The organism is Pseudomonas glycinis (genome assembly GCF_054871425.1).
This window is the reverse complement of record NZ_JBTYHF010000002.1, coordinates 667,490-679,610: the sequence shown is the minus strand read 5'-3', so window position 1 is coordinate 679,610 and position 12,121 is coordinate 667,490. Positions and strand designations below refer to the sequence as shown.

Here is a 12,121-nt window from a genome sequence, read left to right as displayed (position 1 = left end):
ACTCAAAACGCCCCCTAGTGGGGCGTTTTGCTATCTGCCACTTTTGTCTGGATGCCGCTTTATGAGCACACCCCGTGAAACCATCGCCGCTGTCGCCACTGCTCAAGGGCGCGGCGGTGTGGGCATCGTCCGTATTTCCGGGCCGTTGGCCAGCATGGCGGCAAAAGCCATCAGCGGCCGAGAACTGAAACCGCGTTACGCCCATTACGGGCCGTTTTTCAGTGACGACCGGCAAGTGCTGGATGAAGGTCTGGCTTTGTATTTCCCGGGGCCGAACTCGTTCACCGGCGAAGACGTGCTGGAACTCCAAGGTCACGGCGGCCCGATCGTGCTGGACATGTTGCTCAAGCGCTGCCTGGAACTGGGCTGCCGTCTGGCCCGTCCGGGGGAATTCAGCGAGCGCGCCTTCCTCAATGACAAACTCGATCTGGCCCAGGCCGAGGCAATCGCCGATTTGATCGAAGCCAGTTCTGCACAAGCTGCGCGCAATGCGCTGCGTTCATTGCAGGGTGCGTTTTCCCAGCGTGTGCATAACCTGACCGAGCAACTGATCGGCTTGCGTATCTACGTCGAAGCCGCGATCGACTTCCCGGAAGAGGAAATCGACTTTCTCGCCGACGGCCATGTGCTGAGCATGCTCGACAAAGTACGCGATGAGTTATCCACAGTGCTGCGCGAAGCAGGGAAGGGCGCGTTATTGCGTGATGGCATGACCGTCGTCATCGCAGGGCGTCCGAATGCCGGTAAATCCAGCCTGTTGAATGCTCTGGCCGGTCGCGAGGCTGCCATCGTTACCGAGATTGCCGGCACCACGCGGGATATCCTGCGCGAGCATATCCACATCGACGGCATGCCGTTGCATGTTGTAGATACCGCAGGCCTGCGTGACACCGATGATCATGTGGAAAAGATCGGTGTTGAACGGGCCTTGAAAGCCATTGGTGAAGCGGATCGGGTTTTACTGGTAGTCGATGCGACCGCACCGGAGGCACTGGATCCTTTTGCCTTGTGGCCAGAATTCCTCGAGTCTCGACCGGACCCGGCGAAGGTCACCCTTATCCGGAACAAAGCCGATCTGACCGGTGAAGCGGTTTCTCTGGAGACCAGTGACGACGGCCACGTGACCATCAGTCTCAGCGCCAAGTCCGCCGAAGGCCTCGATCTGCTGCGGGACCACCTCAAGGCGTGCATGGGTTACGAGCAGACTTCGGAAAGCAGCTTCAGCGCACGTCGCCGGCATCTGGAAGCACTACGCCACGCCAGCGCGGCACTGGAACATGGCCGCGCGCAACTGACCCTGGCCGGGGCAGGCGAATTGCTCGCCGAAGATCTGCGCCAGGCTCAGCATTCCCTGGGTGAAATTACCGGGGCGTTCAGCTCTGATGATTTGCTCGGAAGGATTTTCTCCAGCTTCTGCATCGGCAAATAAAAGAAGGGGCTGTGGATAATTCATCCGCAGCCCTTTTTTGTTTACCAGTTATAGGACACCGTACCGAGCAAAGTACGATCCTCGCCCCAGTAACAGCGACCTGCGTCGTTGCATCCCGACACATATTCCTTGTCGAACAGGTTCTTCGCATTCAGATCGACACTCCAGTGTGTGTCGATCTGATATCCAACAGCCGCGTCGACCAATGTAACGTCTCCGGCATCCAGCTTTCCGTATAGAGAAGGCGAAGTGTAGGCAAACGCACTGTCGAAATAGCGCACGCCACCGGCGACATACAAGCCTTTCAAATCACTGTCGAGGAAGCGATATTTCGCCCAGACCGAGGCCTGATTACGCGGCACGCCGGTCATTTGATGACCTTTGACCAACGATGTTGCTGCATCCTTGGTGATCTTCGCGTCGGTGTAGGTATAGGCCGCCGTGACATTGAGGTTCTGCGTCAGGTTGCTGTTTAGTTCCAGCTCGACGCCCTTGGCGCGGCTTTCGCCCACCTGGCGATAGGTCGAAGTCGTTGCGTCGAAATAGGTGTCGTCCTTCTTGCGCAGGTCATACACCGAAGCGGTGAACGCGGTGTCCCAGCCGATCGGTTCGTACTTCAAGCCCACTTCGTACTGGCTGCTGGTGATCGGATCAAGCGGCGCACCGACGTTGGAAATCTGCTGCACCGGCACGAACGCCGTGGAATAGCTGACATACGGCGTCATGCCGTTGTCGAACTGATACATCACGCCGCCCTGATAGGTGAACTTCTTGTCCTCGGAGCTGATGTTGCTGCCTCGGGCCACCTTGTCGCGGAAGTCACTGTCGACCCAGTCCTGGCGCCCGCCGAGCAGGAACAGCCAGTGGTCGTACTTGCTCTGAATCTGTGCATAAACACCCTTCATCTGCTGCTCGAGCAATGTGTTTTGTACGGCAATCGGCGTGGTCGGATCACGCAGGTAAACCGGGTTGAAGATGTCGATCGGCCCGACAATGCCGGCATTCCAGTCCTGGTTGAACGAGGTGCGATCGTAGCTGGCGCCAAACAGCACGGTGTTTTCCAGATCCCCCGCCTGGAACTTGCCTTCGAGCTGGTTATCCAGCGAATACACCATGGATTTGTTGAAGCGATCGTAGGCGGTCACGTTCAACCGCGTGCCGAAACCGGCGTTGTTCAGATTGCCCGGCCAGGTTTCGTGGCGAGTGATGCGCGACTGCATGTAGCGCGAGTTCTGGCGGAACTGCCAGTCATCGTTGAACGAGTGGCTGAACTCGTAGCCGGTGCTCCAGGTTTCCCGTTCGAAGGTATTCCAGTCTGGGTCACCGAGCATGGTGTCTTTGGATAGCTGGCCGTTGGGGTTGCTCAGCAATGTGCCGGCGGCCGGCAGGCCAAGCTCCATGTTGGTGTGGTCTTTCTGGTAGTTGGCCAGCAGCGTCAGCGTATTGAAATCGTCGAAATTCAGGGTCAGCGAAGGGGCGATATAAATACGGTCGTCAGGCACGTGATCGGTCTGGGTATCGGATTTGCGCCCCAGCATCACCACGCGTCCAAGAACGTTGCCGCTGTCATTGAGCGGGCCGGAGACATCTACGCCGATTTGCCGGCGATTGTTCGAGCCATAGCCCAGTTGCACTTCGCCCTGAGGCGCGGCGGTCGGGCGTTTGCTGACCAGATTGACCAGACCGCCTGGCGCATTTTCGCCATACAGCAGCGAAGACGGGCCACGGAACACCTCGACCCGCTCAAGTCCGTACGGCTCGGTGCTGGTGTCATAGCGATTACCCTGCACGCGCAGTCCGTCGCGCAGCAAACCGTAGCCGTAATCGGTGGCGTTGAAACCACGGATATAGAACAGGTCGCCAGCCAAGCTGTCGCCGGCGGCAAAAGGTGGGGCGAAGATCCCCGGCACGTAGCCGAGTACGTCGGTGAGTGTCTGGGATTTCTGATCCTTGATCCGCTGCCCGGTCACCACTGACACGGAACGCGGTGTTTCCGACAGCGGCGTACTGGTTTTCGTACCGATCCGGCTGTTTTGCGCCTTGTAGCCGACGTCGGCGGCGTAATCGAGCTTCATTGGATTGCCCAACTGCGCATTGATGTTGGTCGGCGCCAGTTCCAGGGAGTCACCGTTGCGCGCGTTCTGCAGAATGAAACTGCCGGGTGCTTGTGGCACTGCCTGTAAACCCGAGCCTTGCAGCAATTGAGCGAAACCTTGTTCGACGCTGAAGTCGCCGTTCAGCCCGGCACTGCGCAAGCGGCTGGTCTGCTGCGGCGAGAACGACAGAATCACATTGGCGGTAGCGGCGAACTGGCTCAAGGCACTATCCAGCGGGCCGGCGGCAATGGCGAAGCGCTGGGATGTCGACGCCGCGAAGGCGCTGTTGCTGATCACCAGACAGGACGCAGTGCTGGCCATCAATAAGCTGTATGCAATGCAGTGTGGAGAAAAGCGCTGACGGAACGTGGGAAGACGCATGTGTGGATTAGCCCTGAAGGTGGCGAAGAGCCGCGTTGATCGCGATTACCTGTAGGGCCGGCTCAGGACGCAAAAAGATAACCCTGTTTGCGATTATTTTTCCCAGGCGTTTTTTTGATCAAACGTTGTGGCTGATCGAGACCCAGTAACGACTGAAATAGCGGACGTTGATCGGCAACGAAGCCTTGAGATTGGCCAGCACTGCGTCGGTCGAATCGAGCCGGAAGGTCCCGGAGACCCGCAGATCCCGAGCGCGGCGATCACAGTGCAATACACCGCTGCGATAGCGCCCCAACTCTGTGATGACATCGCCCAGGCGCGCATCGAGAACGATCAACTGACCGCTGATCCAGGCCACTTCTGATGACTGGAAGGGATGCCTGAGGCCGATGTGCCGACTGTCGAAATCCGCGCCTTCGCCTGCGTTCAGGATGAGCGCAGCACTGGATGACTGCGCAGGTTGAACGCTGACTCGATCCTCCAGTACGCCGACCCGGGTTGAGTTCGGCATCTGATGCACCGAGAACCGGGTGCCCAATGCTTGAATCCGCCCGTCGCGGGTTTGCACATAAAACGGCCGCTGATCGCCAAGCTTGCCGGTTTGGACAAGGATTTCACCGGCGCGCAGTTGGATCAGGCGTTGCGCTGCGTCGAAAGAGACATCAATGGCCGAGTCAGTGTTGAGCTGGATCCGGCTGCCATCGGCCAGGCTGATGGTGCGACGCTGACCTACACCGGTTTTATAGTCGGCCCAGACGTTGCCGAGGCAGGTGTGGCGTTGAACGTTCCAGCCAACGAAACCTGTTCCCGCCGCAAGCAACAGCAGTTTGAGTACCTGGCGTCTTTGTTGGCCGCTATTGAGCGCACGTCGTTTCAGATCCTGCGGCAGCGTACCGAGGTGGCGCTGTAATTGTTCCATCTGGTTCCACGCCGCCAGATGCGCCGGATCGCTGTCTATCCACAACTGCCAGGCTTTCTGTTCGGCAGGGCTCGGTGGCTGGGATTGAAACTGCACATACCAGCTGGCGGCAGTTTCGAAGACCTGACGGTCTGCAGCGACGGCCATCATGGTTGCGCCATGATCAGCGCGCATTCAGTCAGGGCGCGAACCATGTGTTTTTTCACTGTGGTCAGCGAAACCTCCAATTGCACAGCGATCTGTTGATAAGTCAGTCCGTCGACTTGCGAAAGCATGAAGATCTGCCGTGTGCGCGTGCCCAATCCGGTCAATGCTTTATCCACAGCAACCAGGGTTTCAATGATCAGCGCTCTGTCTTCTTCGCTGACGGTCGTCGCTTCCGGCCGAGCTGCGAGGGCCTGCAGATAAGCGCTTTCAATGGCCCTGCGTCTATAACGATCGATGACCAGCCCGCGTGCAATGGTCGTCAGGTAATCCCTCGGCTCACGAATATGAGCTGCATTGCGCGCCGTCAGAACTCGCAAAAACGTGTCATGCGCCACATCGGCTGCATCGCAGGCGTTGTGCAGTCTGCCCTTGAGCCAACCATATAGCCACGAATGATGTTGTTCGTAGATTCGCTCGATCGCAGCGGTGTGGGCGGGTAGGGACATGGGAAAACTGACGAGTTAATGATAATGGCTATTATTAGCCTCTGTTACGTCCTCTCACAATAGCCTTTTCATTTTCCTGCCCTTGGCTTGCCAAGCGTCACCGATCCTTCGCTGGCGCTTTTTTTGCGTCCGGAAAAAGCCTTGTTGGCGCTTTTCTGTGGATTAAGCCCTGTGAATAACTGCCACTGAAGGCAGTTGATAAATGGGGTTGAAAACTGAATATAACCGGCACTGTGGATAACCACCCTATTCATCCACAGGCTTAAACTGGTTATCCAATGGCCTCATTGCCACATGAGCACAGAGTTTTGAATCTCTGTACACCTTGAAAAATAAGGCATGTAGCGATCTATCCACAGAAAGGTGGTTCAGTAAGAATAAACATAAAAACAAAGGTTTTATAAATTTCTCTCTTTTTTATTCTTTTAACCTCGAGTTCTCCACAGCTGGTTAAATTTTGTGCAAAGGGTTCTTTAGAAAGGGCGAAGTCCCTATACTTGCCGACCAGGTCCAGAAACCTGGTTTCAATATTTCCTGAATGACCTACTTAAGCAGGCACGAGGTGCGTGGTGGATTTCCCTTCCCGTTTTGAAGTGATCGTCATCGGCGGCGGTCATGCCGGTACCGAGGCAGCACTGGCGTCAGCACGCATGGGGGCAAAAACCCTGTTGCTGACGCATAACGTGGAAACCCTCGGCGCCATGAGTTGCAACCCGGCCATCGGTGGCATCGGCAAAAGCCATCTGGTCAAGGAAATCGATGCCCTCGGCGGCGCGATGGCCATGGCTACCGACAAGGGCGGCATCCAGTTTCGCGTGTTGAACAGCCGCAAGGGTCCGGCCGTACGGGCCACCCGTGCACAAGCCGACCGGATTCTCTACAAGGCAGCTGTTCGCGAAATCCTGGAAAACCAGCCGAACCTGTGGATATTTCAACAGGCTGCTGACGACCTGATCGTCGAGCAGGAGCAAGTCCGTGGTGTGGTTACACAGATGGGGCTGCGTTTCTTCGCCGATTCCGTGGTGTTGACCACCGGTACCTTCCTCGGCGGACTTATCCACATCGGTTTGCAGAATTTCTCCGGCGGTCGCGCCGGTGATCCACCGTCGATTGCTCTGGCCCACCGTCTGCGTGAGTTGCCATTGCGTGTCGGGCGCCTGAAAACCGGTACACCGCCGCGTATTGATGGCAAATCTGTGGATTTCTCGGTGATGACCGAGCAGCCGGGTGACACTCCGATCCCGGTGATGTCGTTCATGGGCAGCAAGGAGCAGCATCCGCGCCAGGTCAGTTGCTGGATTACCCATACCAATGCGCGTACCCACGAAATCATCGCGGCGAACCTCGATCGTTCGCCGATGTATTCCGCTGCCGGGGAGATCGAAGGCGTCGGCCCGCGTTATTGCCCGTCGATCGAAGACAAGATTCATCGCTTTGCCGACAAGGAAAGCCATCAGGTGTTCATCGAACCGGAAGGTCTGACCACCCATGAGCTGTATCCGAACGGGATATCCACAAGCCTGCCGTTCGACGTGCAATTGCAGATCGTGCAATCGATCCGCGGCATGGAAAACGCACACATCGTGCGTCCGGGTTATGCGATCGAGTACGACTACTTCGATCCGCGCGACCTGAAGTACAGCCTGGAAACCAAAGTCATCGGCGGTCTGTTTTTCGCCGGGCAGATCAACGGCACCACCGGTTACGAAGAAGCTGGCGCTCAAGGGCTGCTCGCCGGGGCCAACGCTGCACTGCGCGCGAAGGGCAAAGAAGCCTGGTGTCCGCGCCGCGATGAAGCGTACATCGGCGTTCTGGTCGACGACCTGATCACCCTCGGCACCCAAGAGCCGTACCGCATGTTCACGTCCCGAGCCGAGTACCGCCTGATTCTGCGCGAAGACAACGCCGACCTGCGTCTTACCGAAAAAGGTCGCGAGCTCGGTCTGGTCGATGACGCGCGCTGGGCGGCCTTCTGCAAGAAACGCGAAAGCATCGAGCTTGAAGAACAGCGCCTGAAAAGCACTTGGGTGCGGCCGAACACCCCGCAGGGCGATGCGATTGCCGAGAAATTCGGCACGCCGCTGACCCACGAATACAACTTGCTCAACCTGTTGAGCCGTCCGGAAATCGATTACGCCGGTCTGGTCGAAGTGACCGGGCAGGGCGCCGAAGATCCACAGGTCGCCGAGCAGGTCGAGATCAAGACCAAATACGCCGGTTACATCGACCGCCAACAGGACGAGATCGCCCGTCTGCGCGCCAGCGAAGACACGAAATTGCCTGTGGATATCGATTACACCAACATCTCCGGTCTGTCCAAAGAGATCCAGAGCAAGCTCGGCGCCACACGTCCCGAAACGCTGGGCCAGGCTTCGCGGATCCCGGGCGTGACCCCGGCAGCGATTTCGCTGTTGATGATTCATTTGAAAAAACGCGGCGCGGGCCGTCAGTTGGAGCAAAGCGCTTGAGTGCCAAGGTCACTTCGCAACACGCCGAAGAGTTATCCACAGGAGCCCGCGAGCTCGGTGTCAATCTCACAGAAACCCAGCACGAATTGCTGCTGGGTTATCTGGCCCTGTTGATCAAATGGAACCAGGCCTACAACCTGACCGCCGTGCGCGATCCTGATGAAATGGTTTCGCGGCACTTGCTCGATAGTCTCAGCGTGATGTCGTTTATCGAAAACGGTCGCTGGCTCGATGTCGGCAGTGGCGGTGGCATGCCTGGTATCCCGCTGGCGATCCTGTATCCGGACTCGCAGGTGACCTGTCTGGACAGCAACGGCAAGAAAACCCGCTTCCTGACTCAGGTCAAACTGGAGCTGAAGCTGGATAACCTGCAAGTTATCCACAGTCGCGTCGAAGCCTTCCAGCCTGCGCAGCCATTCAACGGGATCATTTCCCGTGCGTTCAGCAGCATGGAAAACTTCACCAACTGGACTCGCCACTTGGGCGATGCCGATACACGCTGGCTGGCAATGAAGGGCGTTCATCCGGCCGATGAGCTGGTAGCATTGCCGGCAGATTTCAAACTCGATAGCGAACACGCCCTGGCCGTCCCCGGTTGCCAAGGCCAACGCCATCTGCTGATACTGCGCCGCACGGCATGATTGGGAACACAAGCAAGAATGGCTAAGGTATTCGCGATAGCGAACCAGAAGGGTGGTGTGGGCAAAACCACCACCTGCATCAACCTCGCAGCATCCCTGGTCGCGACCAAGCGCCGGGTGCTGTTGATCGATCTCGATCCACAGGGCAACGCCACCATGGGTAGCGGTGTGGATAAACATGGTCTGGAAAACTCGGTCTACGATCTGCTGATCGGTGAATGCGACCTCGGCCAGGCCATGCACTTCTCCGAGCACGGCGGTTATCAACTGCTGCCGGCCAACCGCGATCTGACCGCGGCCGAAGTGGTGCTGCTGGAAATGCAGATGAAGGAAAGCCGTCTGCGCAGCGCGCTGGCGCCGATCCGTGACAACTACGATTACATTCTGATCGACTGCCCACCGTCGCTGTCGATGCTCACACTCAATGCACTGGTCGCCGCTGACGGGGTGATTATTCCCATGCAGTGCGAATACTTTGCGCTGGAAGGTTTGAGCGACCTTGTGGATAACATCAAGCGCATCGCTGAACTGCTCAATCCGAACCTGAAAGTTGAAGGCCTGCTGCGGACCATGTACGACCCGCGCCTGAGCCTGATGAACGATGTTTCGGCGCAGCTCAAAGAGCACTTCGGCGATCAGCTGTACGACACGGTGATCCCGCGCAACATCCGCCTGGCCGAAGCACCGAGCTACGGCATGCCGGCGCTGGCTTACGACAAGCAATCGCGTGGCGCTCTGGCCTATCTGGCTCTGGCGGGCGAGATGGTTCGTCGTCAGCGCAAAAATTCACGCATTGCTGCTGCTCAGCCAACTTAAGGAATCCCCATGGCCGTCAAGAAACGAGGTCTCGGACGTGGACTGGATGCACTGCTGAGTGGTCCGACGGTCAGCGCGCTGGAAGAACAAGCCGCGCAGGCCGACACCCGCGAACTGCAACACCTGCCGCTGGACCTGCTGCAGCGCGGCAAATATCAGCCGCGCCGCGACATGGACCCGCAGGCCCTGGAAGAGCTGGCGCAGTCGATCAAGGCTCAGGGCGTGATGCAGCCGATCGTGGTACGCCCGATTGGCGGCGGTCGTTTTGAGATCATTGCCGGTGAACGCCGCTGGCGCGCCAGTCAGCAGGCCGGGCAGGAAACCATCCCGGCGATGGTCCGCGATGTGCCGGATGAAACCGCCATTGCGATTGCGCTGATCGAGAACATCCAGCGCGAAGATCTCAATCCGATCGAAGAAGCGGTGGCCCTGCAGCGCTTGCAGCAGGAATTCCAGCTGACTCAGCAGCAGGTCGCCGAGGCTGTGGGTAAGTCGCGGGTGACTGTGGCTAACCTGTTGCGACTTATTGCACTGCCTGAAGTGATCAAGACGATGCTGTCGCACGGTGACCTGGAAATGGGTCACGCGCGTGCCTTGCTCGGTCTGCCGGACAATCAGCAGGTCGAAGGGGCGCGACACGTTGTCGCACGAGGGCTGACTGTGCGCCAAACCGAGGCACTGGTTCGCCAGTGGTTGAGTGGCAAACCGGAGCCTGTGGAAGCTGCAAAACCCGACCCGGACATCGCTCGCCTCGAGCAGCGTCTGGCCGAGCGCCTAGGCTCTGCGGTGCAGATTCGCCATGGCAAGAAGGGCAAGGGCCAATTAGTGATTGGTTATAACTCGCTCGACGAGCTTCAAGGTGTGCTCGCACACATCCGCTGAAACATTTCCTCATGTAGCGCGCAGTCGGAAATCACTACCTGACAGTTGAATAGGGGCAGAACCGCCCCTATACTCTGCGCGCATTTTGTCGGCACAAATTATGCCAAGTTATTGAATTTCGGCAGCCGACCATTGGAGAGCAACTGTGATGGAAACCCGCACGCCAAACCGCTTGCCTTTCCATCGCCTGGCGGTTTTTCCGGTGTTGATGGCTCAATTTGTCATTCTGCTCATTGCCGCTTTGGCGCTCTGGCAATGGCATGGAGTCGTTGCCGGATACTCGGGACTTTGCGGAGGCCTGATAGCCTTGCTGCCCAATGTTTATTTCGCTCACAGGGCATTTCGGTTTTCCGGCGCCCGAGCAGCCCAGTCCATCGTCCGGTCTTTTTATGCCGGCGAGGCAGGCAAACTTATTTTGACGGCAGTGCTGTTTGCACTGGTGTTCGCAGGTGTGAAGCCACTGGCGCCGATCGCAGTATTCGGCGTGTTCGTGCTGACGCAGTCGGTCAGCTGGTTCGCTCCCCTGCTGATGAGAACAAGACTTTCGAGACCTTAGGGCGTTTGAGGCAACCATGGCAGAGACAACCGCTTCGGGCTATATCCAGCACCACTTGCAGAACCTGACTTTCGGTCAGCTACCCAACGGCGGCTGGGGCTTTGCCCACACCGCAGCAGAGGCCAAGGAAATGGGCTTCTGGGCTTTCCACGTCGATACCCTCGGCTGGTCGGTCGCGCTGGGTCTGATCTTCGTTCTTCTTTTCCGCATGGCGGCGAAGAAAGCGACGTCGGGTCAGCCGGGTGCCTTGCAGAACTTCGTTGAAGTATTGGTCGAATTCGTCGATGGCAGCGTGAAAGACAGCTTCCATGGCCGTAGCCCGGTGATTGCACCGCTGGCGCTGACCATCTTCGTCTGGGTGTTCCTGATGAACGCCGTCGACCTGGTACCGGTCGACTGGATTCCTCAGCTGGCCATCCTGATCTCCGGCGATGCCCACATCCCGTTCCGCGCCGTGTCGACCACCGACCCGAACGCGACTCTGGGCATGGCGTTCTCGGTGTTCGCACTGATCATTTTCTACAGCATCAAGGTCAAGGGCATCGGCGGCTTCATCGGCGAACTGACCCTGCACCCGTTCGGCAGCAAGAACATCTTCGTTCAGGCCCTGCTGATCCCGGTGAACTTCCTGCTGGAATTCGTCACCCTGATCGCCAAGCCGATCTCTCTGGCTCTGCGTCTGTTCGGCAACATGTATGCCGGCGAGCTGGTGTTCATTCTGATCGCTGTGATGTTCGGCAGCGGCCTGCTCTGGCTCAGCGGCCTGGGCGTTGTTCTGCAGTGGGCGTGGGCTGTATTCCACATCCTGATCATCACCCTGCAGGCGTTCATCTTCATGATGCTGACCATCGTCTACCTGTCGATGGCGCACGAAGAAAACCATTAAGACCAGTCTCGACTAGTCTGATGTTCCTCCCGGTCAAACGGGAGGGAGCTCCTTGCGGGGCAGCTGAAACGATTTGTTTTACCGCTTTAATCTAAAAAACCTAAACCATACGACGTAAAAGTCGGGAGGAAAGATGGAAACTGTAGTTGGTCTAACCGCTATCGCTGTTGCACTGTTGATCGGCCTGGGCGCACTGGGTACCGCAATTGGTTTCGGCCTGCTGGGCGGCAAGTTCCTGGAAGGCGCAGCGCGTCAGCCAGAAATGGTTCCAATGCTGCAAGTGAAAATGTTCATCGTTGCCGGTCTGCTCGACGCCGTAACCATGATCGGTGTTGGTATCGCTCTGTTCTTCACCTTTGCGAACCCGTTCGTTGGTCAGATCGCTGGCTGATTA

General features: G+C 57.7%; 11 protein-coding genes. 8 read left to right on the top strand and 3 right to left on the bottom strand.

The window, feature by feature from the left end:
- Positions 1-61: 61 nt before the first annotated feature.
- Positions 62-1,429 (top strand): tRNA uridine-5-carboxymethylaminomethyl(34) synthesis GTPase MnmE, encoded by a 1,368-nt coding sequence (gene mnmE / locus ACYSTU_RS07160; protein WP_498997064.1) that lies wholly within the window; start codon positions 62-64, stop codon positions 1,427-1,429.
- A 41-nt stretch (positions 1,430-1,470) separates the two neighbouring features.
- On the opposite strand, the gene ACYSTU_RS07155 is transcribed toward mnmE, so the two are convergent.
- From ACYSTU_RS07155 to ACYSTU_RS07145, 3 genes are all read right to left on the bottom strand, one after another.
- Entirely contained in the window at positions 1,471-3,906 is a 2,436-nt protein-coding gene (locus ACYSTU_RS07155) for a TonB-dependent siderophore receptor (RefSeq protein ID WP_498997061.1), read from the bottom strand.
- 118 nt (positions 3,907-4,024) lie between these two features.
- Complete coding sequence (locus ACYSTU_RS07150; protein ID WP_498997058.1) at positions 4,025-4,972, bottom strand: FecR domain-containing protein; 948 nt, start codon at positions 4,970-4,972, stop codon at positions 4,025-4,027.
- Positions 4,972-5,478 (bottom strand): sigma-70 family RNA polymerase sigma factor, encoded by a 507-nt coding sequence (locus tag ACYSTU_RS07145; protein WP_122506312.1) that lies wholly within the window; start codon positions 5,476-5,478, stop codon positions 4,972-4,974. Before ACYSTU_RS07145 ends, ACYSTU_RS07150 begins: the two co-directional genes overlap by 1 nt.
- 569 nt (positions 5,479-6,047) lie before the next feature.
- Here ACYSTU_RS07145 and mnmG point away from each other — a divergent pair.
- From mnmG to atpE, 7 genes are all read left to right on the top strand, one after another.
- Positions 6,048-7,946 (top strand): tRNA uridine-5-carboxymethylaminomethyl(34) synthesis enzyme MnmG, encoded by a 1,899-nt coding sequence (gene mnmG / locus ACYSTU_RS07140; protein WP_123441913.1) that lies wholly within the window; start codon positions 6,048-6,050, stop codon positions 7,944-7,946.
- Complete coding sequence (gene rsmG, locus ACYSTU_RS07135; protein WP_016772399.1) at positions 7,943-8,587, top strand: 16S rRNA (guanine(527)-N(7))-methyltransferase RsmG; 645 nt, start codon at positions 7,943-7,945, stop codon at positions 8,585-8,587. Before mnmG ends, rsmG begins: the two co-directional genes overlap by 4 nt.
- An 18-nt stretch (positions 8,588-8,605) precedes the next feature.
- Entirely contained in the window at positions 8,606-9,403 is a 798-nt protein-coding gene (locus tag ACYSTU_RS07130) for a ParA family protein (protein ID WP_016772400.1), read from the top strand.
- Positions 9,404-9,412: 9 nt separating this feature from the next.
- Positions 9,413-10,285, top strand: a complete 873-nt coding sequence (locus ACYSTU_RS07125; protein ID WP_007960777.1) for a ParB/RepB/Spo0J family partition protein — start codon at positions 9,413-9,415, stop codon at positions 10,283-10,285.
- 148 nt (positions 10,286-10,433) lie between these two features.
- The gene (locus ACYSTU_RS07120; protein WP_016772401.1) at positions 10,434-10,841 is read left to right on the top strand and encodes a F0F1 ATP synthase subunit I; all 408 of its coding nucleotides are present in this window, start codon (positions 10,434-10,436) and stop codon (positions 10,839-10,841) included.
- 16 nt (positions 10,842-10,857) lie between these two features.
- Positions 10,858-11,727 carry a F0F1 ATP synthase subunit A gene (gene atpB, locus ACYSTU_RS07115; protein ID WP_016772402.1) on the top strand — a complete coding sequence of 290 codons (870 nt, stop codon included), beginning with the start codon at positions 10,858-10,860 and terminating at the stop codon, positions 11,725-11,727.
- 133 nt (positions 11,728-11,860) lie between these two features.
- Positions 11,861-12,118, top strand: a complete 258-nt coding sequence (atpE, locus tag ACYSTU_RS07110) for a F0F1 ATP synthase subunit C (protein ID WP_003097235.1) — start codon at positions 11,861-11,863, stop codon at positions 12,116-12,118.
- The last annotated feature ends 3 nt before the right edge of the window (positions 12,119-12,121 follow it).